Consider the following 23,405-nt stretch of genomic DNA (forward strand, 5'->3'; position numbering starts at 1 on the left):
TTTTTATAAACCAAGCCAAATCCAATCATGATCGAAATCAACTCAAAAAAAGTATTGAATGAATGGTATGAGCGGACCTCCGTTGTAGCAGTCGGGCACTACCGAGCAGCCCTTAGGTATTCCAGACTACATTTTTGGATAGCCATGCCGACCGTCGCACTCTCCGCGGTAGTAGGCACCGCAGTTTTTGCCACGCTTCAGCAGCAATCATGTTTCTGGTTGCAGCTCGGGGTCGGTGCGATGAGCGTACTAGCAGCGATCCTCACCGCCTTGCAGTCGACACTGCGCTATCAGGAGCTTGCTGAAAAGCACCGGAGCGCGGGAGCAAAATACAATGCGCTTGGAAGAGAACTTGAACTCATGCGCACGTACCCAGAAATCAGCGCCGAAAAGATCGAGGATCTCAGGATCCGCATCGACTCGCTGGCATTTGAGTCTCCGCATATCCCTCAATCTGTCCATGAGCATATGCAGTCTGAAAAAGTTAACCAGTGGGGCTAGCCTGGATGGTGTTCAAAGGTTTGAAATCGCCTTTTTACGCGTCACCACCGCGCCTAATGAAAAATATGGTCAAGCTGAGAAAAAATGGCGCTACTGTTGGCGTTATGTAAATGTTCGAGTATCCTAAGCCCATTCAACGATTTACCAGCTCTACTGCTTGCAGGTGGGCAACTCGTAGACCTCTCAGGTGGTCTGCTTGTTTTCATCCTGATCTTCTCTGTTTTGGAGATCGAACTCTCGATTCAAGGTTCTTCCAAGAAAAGGAGCAAAAAATGAAGACAAAAGTAAGCCTGAAATGCAAGTGCAATGGCGTCAAGTCTCTGGGGGTTAATGACAACAGACCACTGAGAGAGGATCGAGTGTTTCACTGAATAGCAGATCGGTAAAAGCAGACTTCCCCCGCCAATTCCAAAAAAAGCACCCTGATCGGGTGCTTTTTTTTGGCTTGAATTCACGCATAGAGCCCATTTAGGTCATGCTCCTCCAGACGGTAAGTCGCTAGGGCGTTCGCCAAAAAAATGATCTGAAGCTACAACCCGCGACACCATTGCCTACAGTAACAACTGAATTTCCCGGCATCGAATCCCGTAGCCCACGGGTATCTTGTCTCCCGTCACCGCTTGCAGTGACCGGGCGGAACAGCCCGCAGCACCGCCCAAGTGCCTCTTTGACAAGACAGGTCGCTCCAACCTGAGTTTCGATGGTGACTGTACCCCGAGCCCCTAGGGCACTCCGGCATTGCAAATCACCCGGTCTCTCTCCGGTGTGCAGTCGCCATTTTTTAGAAAATAGGCCCCGTTATGGTGGCTGTGCGAGGGCCGTAAGATTCGACTCTTGAGGGATGAACCTCGCACAGCCGCCTCCCTTTTGATATGAAAGGGAGTCGTGTCTTTCTAACGCAGTAAATCACGTCCTGCGCAGCCGCCCGCGAGGATGAAAGCCCAATTCGCGCCCCAAAAGTTCGATTCAAAAACCTACTCTGGCGCATCAAAAATCACCATTGATGATCGTCATACAGACGCTCGCCCGACATGATTTCTATGCGTAGAGAGACGTCTCACCCCGACATACGCCTACCCACATACATGCGGTAATTTCATCAAAAACAGGATGATGGATTTACGGCTTTCGCTGTGCGTAAACACAACGCCGCATGCGCGTTTAAATTACACCAACTGTTACGCCATAAAGGCTACAACACCTTGCGTCGTTACCTACGCGTACGCCAGAATCCGCCGGCTTACAAGGCTATGGAATGGGCTATATCGTTTCCCTGTCACTGAAAAACAGTGATCGGGTTTGGTAGCCCGTCTCTAAGCTTTAAGGCGACGCCATATTGAGTCTCTTTTTTCGTGGCTCAGTTTTTTATGGCGGTCATGCGTGGGGCTCCTTAGGGAGCGCCGGGTTTCCTGCTTAGACCGGTCTACCAACCCGCGTATGGCCGCCACCCTCGTTTGGTAGCGAGAGTGATGGCTCCTATTTTTGCTAAGCAGGAGTTATCTATGTTCAAAGTTACACCTAATCCTCCGGACGCAGATCCGATCCCCTACGACGCTTCGCTTGAAGCTCAAAACATAAAAACGGCGAAAGACCGTGCCATCGACTTCTACCTCAACCCAGGGTTGAAGACCTCCACGCCATCGCGCAAGCCCGGCCGCATCTTTCTCATCGACCCCACGGTGGATGATGAAACGTTGCTCGTCGAGGCGTGCGAATCCCTGTCGTCGGCCAGCGACATGGCCCGCGATATCGCCAGCTCAGTGGATGAAACTCAGCGCAAAGCAATGGTGATCCTTCAACAGGTGATCATGCTCAGTGAGCTAGTGATCAATCGTGTGCTCGATAACCACCGCATAGCGCGGTAGTGGCCAGGCACCCGTGAGGGGCTTGCCCCCTCACGGGTCAGTAGACGTCATTGGTCACGCTCATGACGTTTCTAGCCGTCTATAAAAATTCCTCAAGCGACTCTTATCCGGAGTTCCAGCTGATGTCCAAGACAGTCATTCCACCGGTCGAAGATCCGGTATCGCCCTACGAATTTCCCGATTCAAGAAAACTCCACGACGCGGCCGAACGCGCCCTCGACTACTACCTCACACCCGCAGCCCAAATCATGGCCACGCCCTATACCCCCAACACCATGTTCATGGTCAACCCAAAAACCAACACTGAATCCTTACTGGCCAACGCCTGCGAATCCCTGGCATCTGCCACGGTCATGCTCGGTGATTTTGCCGGGGTGCTGGAAGGCCCCAACCGCAAGACCCTGTTGGGCATTGCGCAAGTCGTGATGTTGGGGGAATTGGCGGTGAATCAGGCGTTGGACCGGGTCGCCCCGAAGGAATAACAGAAAGTTCTGAAGTACAGTGACCACGGAAGGTAAGGCAGTCAGCCATTATGACTGACTGCCTCTTTTTCATTCAGAAAGCGCTTTGGGGACCGCGTTCCAGAGCTTCAGAGCCTCAATGGTAGCGACATAGCCGTAAGCGTTGTCGAGGCGCACGAATCCCTCCTCACGGAGCCACTTTAGTGTATTGCTAAGAAGCTGTTCTTCTTGTGACTGACGATAATGGGTCTGTGCATAGATCCCTTCGCCCTCACTCACATCTTCGCCTTCGGGTAGGTTGTACGTCTTTGCCGTGATAGCCACGGGTGAAGGACATGCAGCTACCAGATCAGTGAGAATCCTAAGAACCATCAAATTAAACTGATCTCTGTTATCGGTACTCATCCAGCCTTCTCCTTTAGGGCTTCAGACCCGTGCTTGGGTCGGATCGATCATAAGGCAATTTCGCCACTCAATGCCGCCTCCTTAAATCCGATTAAAAGCCAGTCACTCAGCGTTGCCCCAACATCAGGGCTTCACTGATTGAGCAACGGATTAACCTGGAGCAATGATGATGGCCGACGCACTGACCTTCACCCTCAAATTCCCCTTCACCAGCGCCAACGGCGAGCAGCTTTCAACGCTGCCCATCAAGCGCCTCAAGCGCAAAGACATCAGCGCCGCGCAAGCGGTGACCAAAGACGAAGGCGCCATGGAAGACCTGCTGGTCGCCAAGCTGCTGGGCATCACCCTCGAAGACCTCGGCGAATTCGACATTGCCGACTCAACCCTCGCCACCGAGGTGTTGCGGGAAATGGCAGCCGGCCGAGTCCTTGCTCCAGTCCTGGGACGAAGCATTGCTGCTGGTGCTGAGGTTGCAGCCGTCTGAAATCGAACGGCTCGACATGGTCGATTACTGGCGCTGGGTAGACGTCTGCCAGCGGGAGATTAACCGCCGGCTCGAACTCGCCGAGCAATCAAGCCACTGACCACCGTCACCAAGCCGACCACCAGCCCGGCCAACAGTGCGCCACCCGCAGCGATGGGGGTGACCACCAAGGCCAGCAACGGCAGCCCCAAACAGAACACCACGATCACCGCCCACCCAGACAGATGCATCAGGCACAGCCAGGCAAGCCAGATCACACCGGCGCCAATGGCCAGTGCATAGAGGGTTTGGGCGGTGCGCAACGTGGTTTTTTCAAACATTCCCAAAGCGTAGCAATGATGGCGAACGAAGTCCTCGTCGGTTTAAAAATTGGTGCTGTGGTCTCCGGCAGCCTCAACGCAGCGTTTAGCTCCGCCAAAACCACCGTGCGGCAATTGAGCCATGCCGTTGATGGGCTCGTGGTCAAACAACAGCAGATCGGTCACGAACTGTCGGCATCCCTGGCCCGGGGCGGCACGGGCATCGCAGGGCTGCGCCGCCAATACGATGCCGTTGGCCAAACCATCGACCAGCTCCACGCCAAGCAAGAACGCCTCACCGCCAGCATGGCCCGCGGTGAAGCCCTCAGAACCCGGCGCGGTGAATTGCGCGGCCAGGCCATGGAGGTCGTCGGCACCGGTGCAGCGTTAGGTGCACCGGTCATTCAATCGATGAAAGCCGCCATCAACTTTCAAGACCAGACCCGTGACATCGCCATCACTGGCGGCTTCGACCTCGCGCAAGAACAACGCTTGAGCATCGCCATGCGCGGTGCAGCACTCAGATGGAACCAGACCCAGACCGAAGTCGCCAAGGGCACCGCCGTGTTGATCGCAGGCGGTATCAGCCACCTGAAAGAGCTGGCCGCCTATGCGCCCGTCATGGCCAAAACCGCAACGGCCACCCGCGCCAGCATGGACCACCTCGGCGCGGTGGCCATCGCCCTGAATGACAACCTCAACATCGGCGCCAGCGGCTTTGAACGCTCGATGAACATGCTGGCCTTCGCCGGCAAAAGCGGCCAGTTCGAACTCGCCGACATGGCCAAATGGCTGCCGCAACTCACGCCACAGTTTGCCGCCTTGGGCATCACTGGCGAACGCGCCGTGGCAGAAATCGGCGCTTCACTGCAGATCGCCCGTCGGGGTGCCGGCAGCAATGACGAGGCCGCCAACAACTTCAAAAACTTCCTGTCCAAGCTCACCGCACCGGACACGCTCAAGGCGTTCGAAAAGGCCGGCATCGACCTCAAGGGCAGTCTGCAAAATCTGGTTGGCGAAGGGCTGTCGCCGGCCCAGGCCATGATCAACATCCTCACCCAACACCTGGGCCAAAAAGCCCCGGCCGCCGCAGCGCAGTACGGCAAAGCGCTGCACATCAAGGATCAGCACGAACGGCAAATCGCACTGGCCCGCCTGGATCAGGCCTACAAACTCGGCGAGTTGTTTGCCGACCAGCAAGTGTTGTCATTCATCCGGCCGGCGCTGGCCAACCAAAAAGACTTGGGCGGCATCCAGCAAGGCAGCAAAGGCGCCGCCGACCAGGGCGTGCTCGATGAGGATTGGACCAAGCGCATGGGCAGCGCCAACGAGCAGCTTAAGGAACTGCGCATCAACCTCACCGACATCGGTATTTCTGTCGGCAATGCCTTATTGCCCGCGATCCTGGAAGTCAGCCGTGCCGTGGTGCCACTCATGCGCTCGTTCTCCACGTGGGCCGGTGAAAACCCGGCGCTCATCAAAGGCGTGGTCGGGTTGGTCGGTGGCTTGCTGCTCGGCAAACTGGCCTTCATCGGTGTGGCCTATGGCGTGAACCTGGTCATGGCACCGATAGCGGCGCTGACCACCACCATCACCACGTTGTCTGCCAAATTCACCTTGCTGCGTGGCGCCTGGCAGATGGGCAAGTTCACGCCCTTGATCACGGCGTTAAAACGAGTAGGCATGGGCCTGTTCACGGTCGCGAAATACAGCGGGTTGTTCTTGCGTGGGATGCTGATCGCGCTGGCCAGCCCGCTCAAATTGGTCGCCCAGGGCGGGTGGTTGCTAGGCAAGGTTTTGGGTGGCACGTTGCTGTTCGGGCTCAAGCTCGCCGGCCAAGCCATCCTCTGGCTGGGCCGCGCTTTACTGATGAATCCGATCGGCTTGCTCATCACCGGCATCGCGCTCGCGGCCTATCTGATCTATCGCCACTGGCAGCCGATCAAAACGTTCTTCAGCGGTTTGTGGTCGGAGGTCACCGCTGGCTTCAACGGTGGCTTGTCCGGCATTCTCGCGGTATTCGTCAACTTCTCTCCGCTGGGCTGGATCTATCGCGCCTTCGCCGGCGTCATGAGCTATTTCGGTGTCGAGCTGCCCGGCAAGTTCACCGAGTTCGGCAGCCTGCTGATCACGGGTCTGGTCAATGGCATCAGCAACAAAGCCAGCGCGCTGAAAGAAAGCGTGGTCGGCATCGGTTCCGCCGTCAAAGGCTGGTTCACCGAAACCCTCGGCATCGAATCGCCCAGCCGTGTGTTCATCGGCTACGGCGCCAACATCAGCCAGGGCGCGGCCTTGGGCATCAGCGCCCAGGCGGGTTTAGTACGCCAGGCAGCTCTCGGCATGGCTGCGCAAAGCCGTGTCGACATGGCGCCACCCAATCCCATGCAGGTATCTAAAGCCAGCAGCATGGCTACCGGGGCAATGTCCGCCGGCGCAGCCCAAATGACCTTCCATTTCTCGCCACACATCAACGTGCCCGCAGGCGCCGGTACCGATGCAATCCAGCAAGGCCTGCAAGCCAGTTTCACCGAGTGGATGCGCATGATGGAACGCTACCTTCACGACACGCGTCGTCGTAGCTACGGGCCCCAAGAACAAGGGGGCTTCTGATGTTTGCCATCCTGGGGGACATCGAGTTCACCGTCGCCGGCGGTATCAGCACTATGGAGCAAAGCGGGTCCGCGGACTGGGCCGAGCACCGGCGCATTCAGGGCAAACCCTTGCTCGAATGGATCGGCGAAGGGCTCGACGAATGCAGCCTCACCCTGGAACTGCACCCGGCTCTGGGTGACCCCGAGCAACGCTTACGGGCACTGCGTCAGGTCAAAAGTCAGCACCAACCGCTGGCGTTCGTAATGGGCAGCGGCGAGTACCTAGGCCCCTACGTCATCACACACCTGAGCAACGCCGTTCGCCGTGCCACAGCCGTCGGCCAGTTGCTGGCCGCCACGGTAAACATCAGCTTGCGTGAATACACCGGGCCATTCATTCGCAAGATCCATCACCCCGGGTTGCTCGATCCAACAGCCACCGACAACGCCACCGGTTTCGGTTCACCGGGGGTGATGTCCCGTCAGTCGCCGTCACCTAGCACCGCACAACGTGTCATCAGCCAAGCTCGGTCCGCCGGCAACGTCTTGCGTGCCGGGCAAAACCTTTACCAGGCCGCCAAAAGCGGCAACCCCTCAATCATCCTTGGCCACGTCCCGCAGTTGTTGGGCGTCACGGCGCGCGCCATCGAGCCCCTGCAAGGCTTCGTCAACGCGGCAGGCCTGTTGCGCAGCGGTGCCGACCTGTCCCGGCTAGGTGAAGACGTGCTGGGCAGCGTAATGGGCGCACGTGCCAGCCTCAACCCGGTAGACCTGGCCAACATCGTCGATCGCCTCGGCGCCTCACACCACGCGCTCGACAAGGCCGTCACCGTACTCGACAGCGCCAACACCCGCCTGGCCGGGCTGGCGGCCGATATCCTGACCCGGAGCATCTGATGTTCATTCCACACCTCACCACCGAAGGCGAGCGCTGGGACCAATTGGCCTGGCGTTACTACGGCGATGCCCATCGCTACTGGCCCATCGCCGAAGCCAACCCCAACGTGCCGCTGACCGCCACGCTACCCGCTGGGGTGACCTTGGCCATTCCGCTGCTCGAAGCCTTGCCCAACGCACAGGATCTACCACCATGGATGCGCTAAGCCCGCAACAAATCCCGCAAGCCCGTTTTGTGCTGACCTACCAACAGCACAACATCACACGCGACGTCAGCGAGCACTTACTGTCTTTGACCTACACCGATCACCTGACCGGCCAGGCCGACAGTCTGGAAGTCGAACTCGAAGACACCCAAGGCAAATGGCGCGACGCCTGGTACCCAGGCCACGGCGACACCCTGACCTTGGCCATCGGCTGGGAAGGCACCCCCGTGCGCACCCTCGGCCGGCTGGAAATCGACGAAGTCGAACTCAACGGCCCACCCTCGACCATCACCATCCACGCCCTGGCCACCGGCATCACCGGCCCACTGCGCACCCTCGAACACCGTGCTTATGAAAACCTCACGCTAGCCGCCATCGCCCAACAAATCGCCAAACGCCAAGGCCTGACCCTGGTCGGCCACATCGAACCCATCCCGCTCGACCGCCTGACCCAACAAGACACCGACCTGACCTTCCTGCGCAACCTCGCAGCCACCTACGACTACGCCTTCAAAATCACCGGCCACCAACTGGTCTTCCACGCCATCAGCCAACTGGCCAACGCCGCCCCAGTCGCCACCCATCACCTGCCAGACCTGGCCAACATCCACCTGCGCGACCAGATCAAAACCCTCCCCAAAATCATCGAGCTCAAACACAAAGACCCCGCCAAAAAACAACTCATCACCTACACCCTCATCAACAACCAAACCGTCGCCGCCCCCAGCAGCGCCACCCAAACCACCACCAGCGCCGACACCCACAAAAGCCGCCAACGCAGCACCACCACCGCACAATCCCAAGCCCAAGCCACCGCCCAACTCGCCAAAGCCAACCGCCAACGCACCACCGGCCAATGGACCACCAAAGGCCAACCCAACCTCATCAGCGGCAACGTCATCACACTCCACACCACCGGTAAACTCAACGGCCGCTACCTCATCACCTCATCCCAACACCGCATGACCCGCGACGGCGGCTACACCACCGAACAAAAAGTCAGCCGAATCCCCACCCCATAACCCCAACACCACAAAACCCTGTGGGAGCGGGCTTGCCCGCGAAGAGGCCCGCCAATCCACCCTCAATCCACCAGACCCAACCGAGCCCCCATGACCCTCCACCTCGAATACGGCGAAGTCACAGCCCTGGACCACAAAACCTGCCGCCTACGCGTGCGCCTAGACGACCGCGACGGCCTCCAGACCTACTGGCTCAACATCCCCCAACGCAACACCCAAGGCACCCAACGCCGCCCCCTCATGCCCGAACTCGGCGAACAAGTCGCAGTGCTACTCGACGCAGACGGCGTGGGCGGCGTTTACCTGGGCGGGATCTATTCAACAGCCGAGCCACCACCGGTGGTGGATGAGGACACGAACTATGTGCGGTATAGCGACGGGACAGTCACGACCTATGACAGGGCGGCTGGGGTGATGACGGTGCAGTGTGTGGGGTCGTTGGTTCTAAAGTGTGGACGGGATATCACGATTGAAACGAGTGAGCCGGTGGTAGTAAAAGCGCTTTCGGCAACGTTGGATATCCCGCAAGTCACGCTCAATGGTGACCTGCAGGTGGAGGGCGATATTCACGTTGCCGGCAGGATCATGGACGTAGGAGGAAATTCGAACCACCACAGCCATTGACTATTTTTTCGATGCGTCTCTGCGTTCAATAGCAGCTATCGCACCTGCCGGTAACGATGAATACATATGCTCGATTGCTGCTGGCTGAGCGATTTGATTCTCGACGATGAGGTTAATCAAACCGAAAAGCGGTGCAACCATCTCGGGCTTATCATCAATATTCAGCTCGCCGGGATGCACGGCGTTGTTAGCAATTATGCGGATAGCGTCAAGTGCCTGCTGAATCTGAGCAGGCATCCCTTTACTGACAAGAAGTCCAATCAGTTCGTTGATATTGCCCTTTTTTCCGACTAGTTCTTCACAAAGCTTTTGAAGGCTCAGTCGCAGGAGGGCGGCCGCAGACCTATGTGATAGTGAGAAGACTTGGCGTGCCTCCTCATAATCACCTTTGACTTCATCGGGCATCATTTCATGAGCCGCGGGAGCTTCGAGTATTTGGGCCGGGTAGACAATCTTCCCTTTGGTCGCTTTGGCAAGTACAGCGAATACATCTCCTTCCAGCTTACCCGGAGAGACCCAAAGGCTTACGTCGTTGCAGGAATGACAGACGGCCATTGAAATCATTGTGTAAGCGTAGTTTGGAGACCGAAGAGATTGCCACTCCATCCCAGCAAACGCCCCACAATGCGGGCAGTTAAAACTTGCGGCGTTGTAGGTTGGTGGCACTGTCTGACTCATGGATCATCCTGATTTTGGTTGCTGACAAAGTAGGGCCCAATTATTCCAAGGCACATTCGACGCATAATGTATGGAAACCTGGAGGCCTGTCATCACCATCTGCAATCAAAGGTCGCGGCGTTTGTTTTCTGGGGTGAGCGCTCGGATGGTTTCTAGCTCCGTCTCTTCGGTGATGCAATGACGAACAGCCATGTTCAACAGGGTAAAAAGCGCTAAAGCCACCTCTGGAGTATCATTGAGATTTAGTGTTCCAGGGTGTACAGACTCATTGCCGAAGATTCGAATCGTATCAAATGCCTTCAACACGCGTGGGGGCAGTCCTATTTCTACAAGCTCACCAATCTGTTTGTGGATATCGCCTTTTTTACCTAGCAGCTGCTGACAGAGCTTTTGTACGCAGAGCCGCAACAGTGCAGCGGATGCTCGCGGAGAGTGGTTGAAAACCTGTCTTGCTTCTTCAAAATCTATTTTGACATCATCAGGCATATCCTCTTCTGCCTGAGGTGCAATGCATTTATGAGGAAAAATGAGCGTCTGACTACCGCCCAAAAGCCCCACCATGGGCAATCCCGGGGTTGGCATACCGTCATCGCCATCGTCGTCAATCCACACGCTGGGTTTTCGACAGGCCGCGCACGTTGAAAAAGTTATTGAAGCGTATTCATCGCTGTTTAGTAGCAGGTCATTCCATTTCATAGCAGCGAAAGCACCACATCTTGGGCAATTGAAACTCTCTGCGCGAAAGCTTGGCACAACATTAGCTTTGGTCATTTTCCAAACTCGACTCCCAACGTTTCCAACAATCTAACCCGCCTTACCCTCTAAACTCGATTAAAAGCTTCAAAAGAAAATCGACCTCACCATGGGCCCATGACAACGCCCATTCCCCACACCAGCATCACCGCCACCCACTGGCAACCCAAACTCGGAACCACCGCAGAGGTGGTAGAAGACCTGCGCGACATCGACCAATCCCTGCGCATCATCCTCACCACCCCCAAAGGCAGCGACCCACACCGGCCAGAGTTCGGCTGCGACCTGCACCTGTACATCGACTGGCCCACCAACCGCGTCACCCCACACCTGGTGCGCGAGGCCATCGAAGCCATTCGCCGCTGGGAACCTCGCGTCTCCGTAGCCCAGGTCAGCACCCAGATCAACGCACAACAAATCATCGTGCGCGTGCAATGGCGCGTAGCCGGCCAACATCCCCAGCTCACCGAGGTCCCCTATGCGCGAGCTGCCTAAACCTGAATTCATCAAAATTGATCCCGCCAGACTAGAAGCCGAACTGATCACCCGCTACGAACAGCAATCCGGCAAGACCCTGTACCCGGCCCAAATCGAACGGCTCTACATCGACCAGATCGCCTATGCCGTGTCCCGACTGCAGATGAGCATCCAGCACGCCGGCGAACAGCTGCTGGTGCGCTTCGCCCGCGGCCCCATCCTCGACTACCTAGGCGAACTGGTCGCCACACCGCGACTATTGGCCAAAGCCGCCCGTTGCACCTTGCGCTTCATCCTGCCGACAAAACCAACCCAACCGATCCTGATCCCGATCGGCACACGGGTCAGCACCCAGGACGCCAAGCTCACCTTCATCAGCGACCGTGACGTGACCATGGCCGCCGACCAATCGCAAGTGACCGTCACCGCAACCTGTACGACCGTCGGCGAACAAGGCAACGGCTGGACCCCCGGCCAGATCAACGTACTCAGCCACCCCCTAGCAGCCCTGACCGTCAGCAACACCACGACCACAGCCGACGGCGCCGAGGACGAAAACGACGACCGCTACCGCGAACGAATCATCCTGGCCCCGGAAGCCTTCAGCAACGCCGGCAGCCGCGCCGCCTACCGTTACCACGCATTGGCCGTACACCAATCCATCATCGACGTCGCCGTACACGGCCCCGACGAAGGCCAACCAGACGGCCATGTCGCGCTATACCCGCTGACTATCGACGGCTTACCGACACCGCAACTACTGCGAGACATAGAGCACCAACTCAGCGGCGAAAAACTGCGCCCACTCTGCGACACCGTCAAAGCCATAGCCCCGGTCGAAGTCAGCTATCAAATCGATGCAAACCTCACCTTTTACGCAACCGCCGACCGCAGCGCCGCCATGACAGCAGCCCAAGCCGCTGCCCACACCCACGTGCAAGCGTGCAGCGCCGAACTCGGCCGCGACCTGGTGCCCGAACAACTCACAGCCACACTGCAAGTCCCCGGCGTTTACCGTGCCGACCTGAAAATGCCGCAGAACATCCGCGAGCTCAAAAGCAACGAGTGGGCCCACTGCACCTCAATCAAACTGACCGATGCCGGGGTCGCCCATGGCTGACCAACCACTAGCCCCAGCACTGGCGGGCGACGAACGTTTCACACTGCTGTGTGAACTGCTGGACCAATCATTGGCCGAGCTCGACCGCAACGTCATGCTGGTCTACCTGATCGATCTGGTGAAACCGCATGTGCTCCCACACCTGGCCGACCAGTTTTCACTGCTCGATGAAGCCGCCTGGCAATTGGCCGAGTCCGAACAAGCCAAACGCAACCTCATAAAAAACGCCATCGAACTCCACCGTTTCAAAGGCACCCCATGGGCGATTCGGGAGGTCTTTCGCTTGCTGGGCTTCGGTGAAATCACCCTCCAGGAGGGCCCACAAACCCAACCCGACATCGACCCCGGCACTAAGCCCATCTGGCCGCTGTACCGCGTCATCCTCAAACGCCTCATCACCAACGACCAAGCGGTGCTCCTGCGCCGCGTCCTACTCTCCGTCGCCCCGGCACGCTGCCGACTGGTCTCACTCGACTACCAGTCAGTCGCCATCCGCTACAACGCAGTCGCCCGCTACGACGGCCAATACAACCATGGAAGCAGCTAATGGCCGACTTACCCGAAGCAAACCAATGGACGCCCGGCGTCTACCAAATCGAAACGTCAGACCCCGTCGTAGGCGGCCCTGAAGGCGTCACCAACTTACCGATCAAACAACTCACCAACCGCACGCTATGGCTCAAAAAGAAGATCGAAGCACTTCGACTCATCGCAGACAAAGTCGTAGATGCCACTGAAAAACTACCCGGCATAACCCGCATCGCAACCCAACTCGCCGTCAAAACAGGCACCGAAAACAACACCATCGTCACCCCTCAAACCCTCGCCAGCCTTTACCCATTCCGCGGCCGTAACGTCTATTCCAAACCCGGCGTTTACACCTGGGACGTACCGACAGGGGTAACCAAAGCGTGGGTCGTCGTCACAGGAGGCGGCGGCGGTGGCGCACGAGCCACAACCTTACCCGGCCCCTCAGGCGGATCCGGCGGCGGCATAGCAAGAAAACTCGTCGACTTGAGCGGCATCACCTCAGTGATCATTACCGTAGGTGCAGGGGGCAAAGGCGCAGTCCTGAATGACTCCGTTGGTGAAGACGGTGGTACGTCCTCTTTTGGAACCAACCTGCGTGCAGATGGTGGCGAGGGCGGCCTGATCAATGGCAATGCACCTCAAGGTGGCGTAGGCGTTGGGGGAGACGAAAACGAAAGCATAGGCGGCGGCGAGCACCCGCTTGGCAACAGCAGTCAAGACGGCTTTTGGGGTGGTGCAGGCGGGGGTGGTGAGTCGGGTTCATCCTGGAACGACGATCTCAAACCCCATACACCAGGACATGGCGGCGGAGGCCGTGGAGGCAGCAAGGCCCCCGATGGCGCGGACGGCCGGGTAACCGTCCAATGGTGATGCGCCTACATAAACGAGACACACTCGAACTAAACGAATCTCCAGCCCCAAAGGGCCTAAACATGCAAAACATCCGCTGTGGCCAATGCCACCGCAAACTCGCAACTGCACGAGCCTTCACCGAACTTCAAATCAAGTGCCCGCGCTGCGGGACACTCAACCACCTGAAGGCCCCGAGCCTCCTATCCGAATGCCCAGAGCATCTGCCCCCAAGAGCGCAGACGTGCCCCAGCCCACCATTGGAAGCCTGTTCGCAGGCATAGGAGGTTTTGATGTCGGATTCGAAAACGCAGGCTACCGCACCGCCTGGCAAGTGGAACTCAATCCCACAAACCGGGCTGTCCTTACCGACCGATTTCCACACGCCACCCAACACGAAGACGTACGCCACTGCGGCGCCCACAACCTCAGCCCCGTCGACGTCATCACCGCCGGCTTTCCCTGCCAAGACATCAGCAACGCCGGCAGCAGACCCGGCAACCAACACACCCGAGGCCTACGCGGCGAACGCAGCGGCCTGTTTTGGGAAGTCATACGCATCCTCCAAGAGACACAACCTCGCTGGGTGGTGCTTGAGAATGTCGTTAACCTGCTCGCAATCAACGATAGCCACGACTTTGAAACAGTCATCCGGGCCCTTGCGGACAGCGGGTATGTGGGATTCTGGCGAGTGCTTAATGCTCAATATTTCGGAGTCCCCCAGCAACGTCGCCGAATATTCCTGGTCGCAGGTCATCGACGAATGCCCCCCATGGAGCTGCTGGCTGACGCTGCGCCAGTGGAAGCAATACCTCCAGCGTCTAGCAAGATCCAATGGCCACGCCCAGCGGATGCATGGGCTGCCAATACTCTATTGGCAAACAAAGCCGGCTCCCAAATCGCTATGGGCTGTACCACTTTCATCGCTCAACCGAACGGATGGCATCAGATGGCTGGGCGGCAGCGAGCGTCTGAAAATGATGGGCTTTGCCTCGGACTGGATGCGGCCAACCTTGCAGAAGCTTTCGCTGCCGGAAACGCCGTCGTACCGCAAATCGCACAATGGATCGCCGAAAAACTTATAAAGGCGACCTAAAACCACCAGCGGGAACCCAGTTCCCGCTACCATCCCTGCAATTCCTTTGCACCCCACGCAAAAGCTTCACACCCCCTTTACCTCACACTAACGCCCAAGTTTTAAGCGCGCGGCAACAGTCGGCAACTAACTACATAAACTACCGTCCCCCCTGATCTCCCTGCTGGATCCCCCTGCCTGAAACGGCTACCGTTCCCCCATCCAGAACAGGGAACCCTCGCGCCATGTCCATCGCCGACAACCTCCTCGCTTTCACCTTCGCTGCCACGCTGTTGACCCTGACACCCGGCCTCGACACCGCGCTGATCCTGCGCACCGCCACCGTCGAAGGCAAACAGCAGGCCTTGCGTGCTGCGCTGGGCATCAACGCCGGTTGCCTGTTATGGGGTGCAGCGGTGGCATTCGGGCTCGGGGCGTTGATTGCGGTGTCGGAGCTGGCCTACAACCTGCTGAAGTACTGCGGTGCGTCGTATCTGGCGTGGCTCGGGTTGAACATGCTGCTGCGCCCTCGCCGCTCGCTGGCGCCCGCCGAAACAAATGGCAAGCCGGGGGGCAACTGGTTCTTGAAGGGCATGCTGGGCAACGTGCTCAATCCCAAGGTGGGGATTTTCTACGTGTCGTTCCTGCCCCAGTTCATTCCGCAAGGGCAGCCACTGGTACCGTGGACGTTCGGGCTGGTGAGCATTCATGTGGTGCTGGGATTGATCTGGTCGCTGGTGCTGATCGGCGCGACGCAGCCGCTGTCGGGATTTCTGCGCCGGGAGAAGGTGATTCGCTGGATGGATCGAACCACCGGGGTGATTTTCGTGCTGTTTGCCGCGCGGCTGGCCTTCAGCAAGCGTTGAGCCGCGCAACGCCTTCTATCGACACGTGAAGTTTCATCGATTCAAGCGCTTGCCCTATACATATGGATATCCGTATATTCAGAACCCCATATGTATCAAGGGCACGTTCATGCTCACCCCCGCCACCGTTTTCAAATGCCTCGCCGACGAAACCCGCACCCGGGCCACGCTGCTGATCACCCGAGAAGGCGAGTTGTGCGTCTGCGAGCTGGTCTGCGCACTCGACGACAGCCAGCCGAAGATCTCCCGTCATCTGGCACAACTGCGCACCTGCGGCCTGCTGCTGGATCGTCGTCAGGGCCAGTGGGTGTATTACCGACTGAATCCGCAGTTGCCGGAATGGGTGCGCGAGATGTTACAGACCACTCTCGCCGCCAACACCGGGTGGCTGGAAGAAAACAGCGCGCGGCTCGCCGCCATGGGCGATCGCCCGCTCAATACATCCGCCTGTTGCTGAGGACCGATCATGCGCGTTCTATTCATGTGCACCGCCAACAGCTGCCGCAGCATCCTGTCCGAAGCGATGTTCAATCACCTGGCGCCGCAAGGTTTCGAGGCGGTCAGCGCCGGCAGTTTCCCCAAGGGCCAGGTGCTGCCGCGCAGCCTGACCACGTTGCAGGAGGCCGGCATTTCCATCGCCGGGTTGAGCAGCAAGGGCAACGACGCCTTCGAAGACAATCCGCCGGACATTGTCATCACCGTGTGCGACAAGGCCGCCGGTGAAGCCTGCCCTGTGTACTTCGGCCCGGCCCTGAAAGCCCATTGGGGGCTGGAGGATCCGTCGGAAGTGCATGGCGATGAGACCGCTATCAATGCAGCCTTCAACGCCACCCTCGCCCGGATCGAAACCCGTTGTCGGGCCTTCCTCGCCCTGCCCTTCGCCGAACTCGACCGCGCGGCCCTCAAGCGCGAGCTCGACCGCATCAGCCTGCTATGACCGGAGCCGTCATGACCGACCTGCCCAATCTCGACCCATCACTGATTCAGAAAACCGCCCGTGACGACGGCCTCCACAAGCCACGTATCCTGCTGCTCTACGGCTCGACCCGTCCACGCTCTTTCAGCCGTTTGCTGGTGGAAGAAGCCGCCCGCCTGCTGGAGCACTTCGGCGCCGAGACGCGAATCTTCAACCCTTCGGGTCTGCCGCTGCCAGACGATGCTCCCGGCGATCACCCGAAAGTCCAGGAACTGCTCGAGCTGATGCAATGGTCCGAAGGCCAGGTCTGGTGTTCGCCCGAGCGTCACGGCGCGATGTCGGCGGTGTTCAAGGCGCAGATCGACTGGGTGCCGCTGGCCCTCGGCGCCGTGCGCCCGACCCAGGGCAAGACCCTGGCGGTGATGCAGGTCTGCGGCGGTTCGCAATCGTTCAACGTGGTCAATCAACTGCGGGTGCTGGGACGCTGGATGCGCATGTTCACCATCCCCAATCAGTCTTCTGTGCCCAAGGCCTATCTCGAATTCGATGAAGGCAACCGCATGAAACCTTCGGCGCTGTACGACCGGGTGGTGGATGTGATGGAAGAGTTGGTGAAGTTCACGCTGCTGTTGCGCGATCGTCCGGACCTGGTGGATCGCTACTCGGAACGCAAGGAGTCGGCGGAAGAACTGATGCAGCGGGTCAATCAGCGCTCGATCTGAAAACCCGAATAAAAACCGGCGCGATGGTTCGCGCCGGTTTTTTTTACGTCACACGCTTACTTGTTGATCGACACGATGGTCGCCTTGCTGCCCTCCATCCGGAACGAAAACTTCACCCGGTCGCCCACCGCCAACCCGGACAACTGCTCCTGAGTCGCCGCAAAGCCCATGGTCATCGGCGGCCACTGCAACGCCGCAACGGCGCCATGTGCAATGGTCACGGTGTACTTCGTGGCATCGATGGCCTTGATCGTGCCCTCGGCATTAGCGGCAGGTGCCTGTTGCGTGGCGGACTGCATCTGCATGCCCTGCATGTCGTCCATCTTCATGCCGGGCATGTCTTCTGCCTGCACAGTAAAAGCGAACGCAACCAGCGTGCCTGCAAAGGTGATCGGGATCAGTTTCATGAGGTTTTTCCTTCAGGTGGGAGGGTTTCAACGGACAAGTGACGGCGGCGCATCAATCGATACGCCGCCGGGATGACGAACAGGGACAACAGGGGCGCGGTAACCATGCCGCCGACCATGGGCGCGGCGATGCGACTCATGACTTCGCTGCCGGTGCCGCTGCCCAGCAGGATCGGCAACAGACCGGCGATGATCACGGCCACGGTCATGGCTTTGGGGCGTACACGCTGCACGGCGCCTTCGCGAATCGCCGCGACCAGCCCGCGCTCGGTGCGGTCGCCGCCGTCTTCGCGCTCGGCCCAGGCGTTTTTCAGGTAGAGCAGCATGATCACGCCGAACTCGGCAGAAACCCCGGCCAGTGCAATGAACCCGACCCCGGTGGCCACCGACAGGTTGTAGTCCAGCAGATAGAGAAACCACGCACCGCCACTCAGGGCGAACGGCAACGTGGCCATGATCAGCAGCGCTTCGTCGAAACGGGCGAAGGTCAGGTAGAGCAACACGAAGATGATCAGCAACGTGGCCGGCACCACCAGTTTCAGGCGAGCGTTTGCCCGTTCGAGAAACTCGAACTGCCCCGAGTAACTCAGGCTCATGCCGGGCTGCAATTTCACCTGCTCGCTGACCGCTCGACGCAAGTCACCCACCACCGAAGCGATGTCCCGCCCGCGCACATCGATGTACACCCAGCCGGACGGTCGGGCGTTTTCGCTCTTGAGCATCGGCGGGCCGTCCGTGACCCGGATTTTCGCCAGCATGCCGAGGGTGACCTGACTGCCCGAAGGCGTGTAGATCGGCAGTTGCTCCAGGGCACCGGGTGAATCGCGCCACTCTCGCGGGTAACGGATGTTGATCGGGAAACGTGCCAGTCCCTCAATGGTTTCCCCGACGGTTTCGCCGCCGACGGCCCCCGCGACGATGGACTGCACATCACTGATGTTCAGCCCGTAACGGCCGGCGGCGTTGCGGTCGATATCGACGTCGATGTAACGACCACCGGTAAGTCGCTCGGCCAGCACCGAACTGACGCCTGGCACGTCTTTGGCCACACGCTCGACGGCCTGGGTCACCACATCGATCTGGGCCAGATCGTTGCCGGCGACCTTCACGCCGATGGGACTTTTGATCCCCGTGGCGAGCATGTCGATGCGGTTGCGGATCGGCGGAATCCAGATGTTGGTCAGGCCCGGCACGCGAACTACGCGATCCAGTTCTTCCACGAGTTTTTCCGGGGTCATGCCCGGGCGCCATTGCTCGTGGGGCTTGAACTGGATCGTGGTTTCGAACATCTCCAACGGCGCCGGGTCGGTGGCGGTTTCGGCGCGGCCGGCCTTGCCGAACACATGTTCGACCTCGGGTACGGTCTTGATCAGGCGATCGGTCTGCTGCAGCAATTGCGCGGCTTTTTGCGCTGACAATCCCGGCAAGGCCGACGGCATGTACAGCAAATCGCCTTCGTCCAGCGGCGGCAGAAACTCGCCACCCAGGCGCGAAACAGGCCACGCCGCACTGATGAACACCAGCAGCGCCATCACCAGCGTGAACTTCGGTCGGCGCAACACTGCATCCAGCGCGGGCTGGTAGATCCGGATCAGCCAACGGTTCAGCGGATTGTGGCGTTCATCCGGAATCCGCCCGCGAATCCAGTAGCCCATCAGCACCGGCACCAGCGTCACCGACAACCCCGCGGCCGCCGCCATGGCGTAGGTCTTGGTGAACGCCAGCGGGCCGAACAGCCGTCCCTCCTGAGCCTGCAAGGTAAACACCGGGATGAACGACAGCGTGATGATCAGCAGGCAGAAAAACAGCGCCGGCCCGACCTCTGCCGCCGCATCGGTCATCACCTGCCAGTGACGTTCGCCCTTGAGTTCCTGCCCCGGATTGGCGGCGTGCCACGCTTCGATCTTCTTGTGCGCGTTCTCGATCATCACCACGGCGGCATCGACCATCGCACCAATGGCGATGGCAATCCCGCCCAGTGACATGATGTTGGCGTTCAGCCCCTGATGGCGCATGACGATGAACGCAATCAGCACACCCACCGGCAACGAAATGATCGCCACCAGCGACGAGCGCAGGTGCCAGAGAAAGATCCCGCAAACCAGCGCTACAACAATGAACTCTTCGAGCAGTTTGTGGCTGAGGTTGTCCACGGCGCGGTCGATGAGTTTGCTGCGGTCGTAGGTGGTGACGATTTCAACACCGGGCGGCAGGCTGCTTTTCATGTCTTCGAGCTTGGCCTTGACCGCCGTGATGGTCTCCCGGGCGTTCTTGCCGCTGCGCAAGACCACCACGCCACCGACGGTCTCGCCCTGGCCGTCCAGTTCGGTGATGCCCCGGCGCATGTCCGGTCCGGTCTGGACCGTCGCGACATCGCCCAGGGTTACCGGCACCCCGCCGGCACCGAGTTTGAGCGGGATCGCCCGGAAATCATCGAGGGTTTTCAGGTAGCCGGATGCGCGCACGATGAACTCGGTCTCGGCCATTTCCAGCACCGCACCGCCGGTTTCCTGATTGGCCTTGCCGATGGCTTCACGCACCTGCGCCAGGGTGATGCCGAGGCTGGCCAGTTTTACCGGATCGGGCTGCACCTGATACTGCTTGACCATGCCGCCGAGGGTGGCGACTTCGGCGACGTTGGGCAGGGTCTTGAGCTCGAACTTGAGGAACCAGTCCTGCAACGCGCGCAACTGCGCCAGATCGTGCTGGCCGCTGCGATCCACCAGCGCGTACTGATAGATCCAGCCGACCCCGGTGGCATCCGGCCCCAGCGCCGGTTTGGCACTGGCCGGCAGGCGACTCTGGATCTGGCTCAGGTACTCCAGCACCCGCGAGCGCGCCCAGTACTGATCGGTACCATCCTCGAACAGCACGTACACAAAGCTGTCACCGAAGAACGAATAGCCGCGCACGGTTTTCGCCCCCGGCACCGAGAGCATGGTGGTGGTCAGCGGATAGGTCACCTGGTTCTCGACGATCTGCGGCGCCTGCCCGGGGTACGGCGTGCGGATGATCACCTGCACATCGGACAAGTCCGGCAGTGCATCGATCGGCGTGCTCTGCACCGACCACACACCCCAACCGGTGACGAACAGCGTCGCCAGCAGCACCAGGAAGCGGTTGGCCACGGACCAGCGAATCAGCGCGGCGATCATGGCTGGCTCCCCGAGGTTTCACCCTCCGTTTCAAGTGGCGCAGCGACGATGCCCTTCAGGCTGGCCTCGGAATCGAGCAGGAACTGACCGGAAGTCACGACCTTCTGCCCTTCTTCCAGACCTTGGTGGATCACCGTTTTGCCGTCGCTTTCCTGACCAAGCCGCACCTCCACCGGGCGATAGTGACCCGCGTCCTCGGCCAGCATGACCAAGGCCCGCTTGCCCGTGCGGATCACCGCTTCGCTCGGCACCCACAGACTGTCCTGCCCGGTCGAGCGGTTCAACCGTACTTGAGCGGTCATCCCCGGACGCAAACGACCCTCGGCGTTGGCCAGTTCGACCCGCACGCGCAGGGTGCGGCTGTCGGGGTTGATGTCCGGAAGAATGGCGCTGACCTTGCCGTTGAACACGGTGCCGGGAAATGCCGGCAGACGCGCTTCGATGGATTGCCCTTCGGTGATTGAGCCGGTCTGCGACTCTGGCACCGCTACGGCGAGCCAGACACTGCCCAGCCCGTTGATCCGCGCCAGCGTCTCGCCGCTGGCCACGGTCATGCCGGTGCGCACGTTGAGCTCCTGCACCACGCCGCCCACCGGGCTGGTGACGGTGAGGTTCGGCTGAACCTTGCCGCTGCGTTCCACCTGAGCAATCAGGCTCGACGGCATGCCGGTCAGTTGCAAACGCTGACGCGCCGCTGCGATCAGGTCCCGGTCGCCGCTGCGCTTGAGGGCGAGAAACTCAGTCTGCGCCGCCGCCCAGTCCGGTACGAGAATGTCCGCCAACGGCGCCCCCGCCGCCAGCACATCCCCCGGTGCCCGGGCGTAGACCCGTTCGACAAAACCGCTGGTGCGGGTCTGGATCACCGCCACATCACGCTCGTTGAAGGCCAGCACACCGGTCACATCGAGACTGGAGGAAAAGGCCCCGCGCGCAACCGTTGCCGTGCGCAGCCCCAGATTCTGGGTCAGGCCCGGATCGATGCTCACCGTCGCATTGCCTGCGCCTTCGCTGGCGTATCGCGGCACCAGTTGCATGTCCATGAAGGGCGACTTGCCCGGCTTGTCGAACTTCTGTTGCGGGTACATCGGGTCGTACCAGTACAGGGCCTTGGGTTCGGCGCCCTGCTCCGCTGCCGCACCGGATTCGCCAGGCATGCGCTGATAAGCCACGCCGTAACCCGCAGCGACACCCACCGCAAGGGCGAGGCCGGCCAGCCAGAAGCTGTTGCGTTTTGGTAGGTTCACAGGCTGCTCTCCCCGTAAGCGAAATGCAGACGCGCAGCGGTCAGTGCGCGCTGTTCTTCCACATCGATCTGTTTGAGGCGCGCCTCGATAAGGTCACGGCGGGCGCTGACCACGGCGTTCAGATCGCCCTTGCCGGCGCGGTAGCTGGCAAGGCTCAGCTCGACCTTCTCTTTGGCCAGCGGCACCAGGCTTTGCTGGTTGCGCAGCACCGCCCGGTCGAGACGCGCATAGTCGGCCAGCTCGTTTTCCAGTTGTTCGGTGTGCTCCCGGGACAGGGCTTCGCGTTCCGCTTCGATCTGGCTGAGTTCAGCCTGGCGGGCGGCGATCTTCGGGTTCTGCCGCGACTCGGGAAACAGCGGCAGATCCCAGGAAAACTGCACGCTGACCATGTCGCCGAATTCGCGGCCACGGTGCTGGTAATCCACTTCCCAGCTCCAGTCGGACTTTTTCTCGGACACGGCTTCCTGCACTTTCGCCTGTGCTTCGCGGGCCATGGGCGCAAACGCGGCCAGTTCGGGATGGTGTTGCAGTTGATGATTGAAGGTGGAGGGCTCGACCGACCATTGCGGCAGGTTGCCTTCGGGCTTGTCGTTGGCGGCGGTGCCGATCCAGCGCTTGAGCGCCGCCCGGGCCTGGGTGCGCTCCAGCGTCAGGTTGTCCTCTTGCTCGGCCAGTCGGGCGGCTTCCTGCTTCGGCGTCACCGCATCGGCAGGTTGCGCCCGACCACCGGCAATCTGCGCCCGCACGGTATCGTTCAGCAGGCGGTTTTCCTTGTAGAAGTCCTGAAGCAGCGCCTGTTTGCGCTCCACCGAATAGCTGCCGATCCACGCCAGCGCCGTGGCCTGCCGAACTTTGAGGCGTTCGACGCGACGTTCCGCCGCCGCGCGCTCGATGCCCGCCTCGGCGACTTCGATGCGCGCCTTGCGCTTGTCGCCGTTGGGCATGTCCTGGCGCCAGCCGAGCATTTGCATGGTCATGAAGTCTTTGTCGAGGCTGTAGCGGTCCGGGCCACCCACGGGATAGTTCTGCACGCCCAGCACCAGTTTCGGATCGGGCAACTCCCCCGCCGGGATGGCGGCGCTGCTGGCGGCCTGGATTTTTGCATCTTGAGCGTTCAGCGATGGCGCATTGGTTTCCGCCAGCCGCAACGCTTCATCGAGTGTCAGCGCGGCGGCGAAACCCGGCCACGCAAGCACGCTTGCCGCAAGGCCGGCCGCGAAGGGCCAACCTGTGCACTTGAATTTCATGTTTACGATT

The 23,405-nt window shown here is 59.8% G+C and carries 27 protein-coding genes; 19 read left to right on the plus strand and 8 right to left on the minus strand.

Annotated elements, in window-relative coordinates; translation table 11 throughout:
* Positions 1-27 precede the first annotated feature (27 nt).
* The 3 genes from OQ248_RS26755 (at position 28) to OQ248_RS26765 (ending at position 2,848) form a co-directional block, all read left to right on the plus strand.
* Positions 28-501, plus strand: coding sequence for an SLATT domain-containing protein (locus tag OQ248_RS26755; RefSeq protein ID WP_265814669.1), 474 nt, complete (start codon positions 28-30; stop codon positions 499-501).
* A 1,502-nt stretch (positions 502-2,003) separates the two neighbouring features.
* Positions 2,004-2,366 (plus strand): hypothetical protein, encoded by a 363-nt coding sequence (locus tag OQ248_RS26760; protein ID WP_265814670.1) that lies wholly within the window; start codon positions 2,004-2,006, stop codon positions 2,364-2,366.
* Between the two features lie 122 nt (positions 2,367-2,488).
* Positions 2,489-2,848: a DUF6124 family protein gene (locus OQ248_RS26765; RefSeq protein ID WP_265814671.1), complete on the plus strand. Its 360-nt coding sequence runs from the start codon at positions 2,489-2,491 to the stop codon at positions 2,846-2,848.
* A gap of 69 nt (positions 2,849-2,917) precedes the next feature.
* Here the strand turns inward: OQ248_RS26765 and OQ248_RS26770 are convergent, their stop codons facing one another.
* Positions 2,918-3,232: a hypothetical protein gene (locus tag OQ248_RS26770; RefSeq protein WP_265814672.1), complete on the minus strand. Its 315-nt coding sequence runs from the start codon at positions 3,230-3,232 to the stop codon at positions 2,918-2,920.
* 169 nt (positions 3,233-3,401) lie between these two features.
* Between OQ248_RS26770 and OQ248_RS26775 the strand changes: the two genes are divergently transcribed.
* Entirely contained in the window at positions 3,402-3,716 is a 315-nt protein-coding gene (locus OQ248_RS26775) for a phage tail assembly protein (RefSeq protein ID WP_265814673.1), read from the plus strand.
* 59 nt (positions 3,717-3,775) lie between these two features.
* Here the strand turns inward: OQ248_RS26775 and OQ248_RS26780 are convergent, their stop codons facing one another.
* Entirely contained in the window at positions 3,776-4,036 is a 261-nt protein-coding gene (locus tag OQ248_RS26780; RefSeq protein WP_265814674.1) for a hypothetical protein, read from the minus strand.
* A gap of 18 nt (positions 4,037-4,054) precedes the next feature.
* On the opposite strand from OQ248_RS26780, the gene OQ248_RS26785 reads away from it, so the two are divergent.
* The 5 genes from OQ248_RS26785 to OQ248_RS26805 all read left to right on the plus strand — a co-directional run bounded on the left by OQ248_RS26785 (position 4,055) and on the right by OQ248_RS26805 (position 9,355).
* The gene (locus OQ248_RS26785) at positions 4,055-6,625 is read left to right on the plus strand and encodes a phage tail tape measure protein (protein WP_265814675.1); all 2,571 of its coding nucleotides are present in this window, start codon (positions 4,055-4,057) and stop codon (positions 6,623-6,625) included.
* Complete coding sequence (locus tag OQ248_RS26790) at positions 6,625-7,503, plus strand: phage tail protein (protein ID WP_265814676.1); 879 nt, start codon at positions 6,625-6,627, stop codon at positions 7,501-7,503. Before OQ248_RS26785 ends, OQ248_RS26790 begins: the two co-directional genes overlap by 1 nt.
* The gene (locus OQ248_RS26795) at positions 7,503-7,709 is read left to right on the plus strand and encodes a tail protein X (protein WP_265814677.1); all 207 of its coding nucleotides are present in this window, start codon (positions 7,503-7,505) and stop codon (positions 7,707-7,709) included. The genes OQ248_RS26790 and OQ248_RS26795 overlap by 1 nt, the downstream gene beginning before the upstream one ends.
* Complete coding sequence (locus OQ248_RS26800) at positions 7,697-8,731, plus strand: late control protein D (protein WP_265814678.1); 1,035 nt, start codon at positions 7,697-7,699, stop codon at positions 8,729-8,731. The genes OQ248_RS26795 and OQ248_RS26800 overlap by 13 nt, the downstream gene beginning before the upstream one ends.
* 90 nt (positions 8,732-8,821) lie before the next feature.
* Positions 8,822-9,355: a phage baseplate assembly protein V gene (locus OQ248_RS26805; protein WP_265814679.1), complete on the plus strand. Its 534-nt coding sequence runs from the start codon at positions 8,822-8,824 to the stop codon at positions 9,353-9,355.
* Here the strand turns inward: OQ248_RS26805 and OQ248_RS26810 are convergent, their stop codons facing one another.
* Positions 9,356-10,033 (minus strand): DUF4145 domain-containing protein, encoded by a 678-nt coding sequence (locus OQ248_RS26810; RefSeq protein ID WP_265814680.1) that lies wholly within the window; start codon positions 10,031-10,033, stop codon positions 9,356-9,358. It abuts the gene before it with no gap.
* A gap of 105 nt (positions 10,034-10,138) precedes the next feature.
* Positions 10,139-10,804, minus strand: a complete 666-nt coding sequence (locus OQ248_RS26815; protein WP_265814681.1) for a DUF4145 domain-containing protein — start codon at positions 10,802-10,804, stop codon at positions 10,139-10,141.
* A gap of 99 nt (positions 10,805-10,903) precedes the next feature.
* Between OQ248_RS26815 and OQ248_RS26820 the strand changes: the two genes are divergently transcribed.
* The 10 genes from OQ248_RS26820 to arsH all read left to right on the plus strand — a co-directional run bounded on the left by OQ248_RS26820 (position 10,904) and on the right by arsH (position 17,342).
* A complete protein-coding gene (locus tag OQ248_RS26820; RefSeq protein ID WP_265814682.1) occupies positions 10,904-11,281 on the plus strand; it encodes a GPW/gp25 family protein in 378 nt (125 codons plus the stop codon).
* On the plus strand, positions 11,265-12,383 hold the full coding sequence (locus tag OQ248_RS26825; RefSeq protein ID WP_265814683.1) for a baseplate J/gp47 family protein: 1,119 nt from the start codon (positions 11,265-11,267) through the stop codon (positions 12,381-12,383). Before OQ248_RS26820 ends, OQ248_RS26825 begins: the two co-directional genes overlap by 17 nt.
* Positions 12,376-12,930, plus strand: coding sequence for a phage tail protein I (locus OQ248_RS26830; RefSeq protein ID WP_265814684.1), 555 nt, complete (start codon positions 12,376-12,378; stop codon positions 12,928-12,930). Before OQ248_RS26825 ends, OQ248_RS26830 begins: the two co-directional genes overlap by 8 nt.
* The gene (locus OQ248_RS26835) at positions 12,930-13,784 is read left to right on the plus strand and encodes a glycine-rich domain-containing protein (protein WP_265814685.1); all 855 of its coding nucleotides are present in this window, start codon (positions 12,930-12,932) and stop codon (positions 13,782-13,784) included. The genes OQ248_RS26830 and OQ248_RS26835 overlap by 1 nt, the downstream gene beginning before the upstream one ends.
* 62 nt (positions 13,785-13,846) lie before the next feature.
* Entirely contained in the window at positions 13,847-14,047 is a 201-nt protein-coding gene (locus tag OQ248_RS26840) for a Com family DNA-binding transcriptional regulator (RefSeq protein ID WP_265814686.1), read from the plus strand.
* Positions 14,008-14,859 (plus strand): DNA (cytosine-5-)-methyltransferase, encoded by an 852-nt coding sequence (gene dcm / locus OQ248_RS26845; protein WP_265814687.1) that lies wholly within the window; start codon positions 14,008-14,010, stop codon positions 14,857-14,859. The genes OQ248_RS26840 and dcm overlap by 40 nt, the downstream gene beginning before the upstream one ends.
* 224 nt (positions 14,860-15,083) lie before the next feature.
* Positions 15,084-15,704, plus strand: coding sequence for a LysE family translocator (locus tag OQ248_RS26850; protein WP_265814688.1), 621 nt, complete (start codon positions 15,084-15,086; stop codon positions 15,702-15,704).
* Between the two features lie 109 nt (positions 15,705-15,813).
* Positions 15,814-16,161 (plus strand): metalloregulator ArsR/SmtB family transcription factor, encoded by a 348-nt coding sequence (locus tag OQ248_RS26855; protein WP_265814689.1) that lies wholly within the window; start codon positions 15,814-15,816, stop codon positions 16,159-16,161.
* Between the two features lie 9 nt (positions 16,162-16,170).
* Complete coding sequence (locus OQ248_RS26860; RefSeq protein ID WP_265814690.1) at positions 16,171-16,641, plus strand: arsenate reductase ArsC; 471 nt, start codon at positions 16,171-16,173, stop codon at positions 16,639-16,641.
* A complete protein-coding gene (arsH, locus tag OQ248_RS26865) occupies positions 16,638-17,342 on the plus strand; it encodes an arsenical resistance protein ArsH (RefSeq protein WP_265814691.1) in 705 nt (234 codons plus the stop codon). The genes OQ248_RS26860 and arsH overlap by 4 nt, the downstream gene beginning before the upstream one ends.
* Before the next feature lie 56 nt (positions 17,343-17,398).
* On the opposite strand, the gene OQ248_RS26870 is transcribed toward arsH, so the two are convergent.
* The 4 genes from OQ248_RS26870 to OQ248_RS26885 are packed head-to-tail and all read right to left on the minus strand — an operon-like array spanning position 17,399 to position 23,395.
* Complete coding sequence (locus OQ248_RS26870; RefSeq protein WP_265814692.1) at positions 17,399-17,749, minus strand: copper-binding protein; 351 nt, start codon at positions 17,747-17,749, stop codon at positions 17,399-17,401.
* Positions 17,746-20,904, minus strand: coding sequence for an efflux RND transporter permease subunit (locus OQ248_RS26875; RefSeq protein ID WP_265814693.1), 3,159 nt, complete (start codon positions 20,902-20,904; stop codon positions 17,746-17,748). The genes OQ248_RS26870 and OQ248_RS26875 overlap by 4 nt, the downstream gene beginning before the upstream one ends.
* Entirely contained in the window at positions 20,901-22,148 is a 1,248-nt protein-coding gene (locus OQ248_RS26880) for an efflux RND transporter periplasmic adaptor subunit (RefSeq protein WP_265814694.1), read from the minus strand. The genes OQ248_RS26875 and OQ248_RS26880 overlap by 4 nt, the downstream gene beginning before the upstream one ends.
* Entirely contained in the window at positions 22,145-23,395 is a 1,251-nt protein-coding gene (locus tag OQ248_RS26885; RefSeq protein ID WP_265814695.1) for a TolC family protein, read from the minus strand. The genes OQ248_RS26880 and OQ248_RS26885 overlap by 4 nt, the downstream gene beginning before the upstream one ends.
* Positions 23,396-23,405: the final 10 nt, after the last annotated feature.

Origin of the sequence: Pseudomonas sp. COW5 (assembly GCF_026240005.1) — a bacterium.
Classification (GTDB): Bacteria; Pseudomonadota; Gammaproteobacteria; order Pseudomonadales; family Pseudomonadaceae; genus Aquipseudomonas; species Aquipseudomonas kribbensis.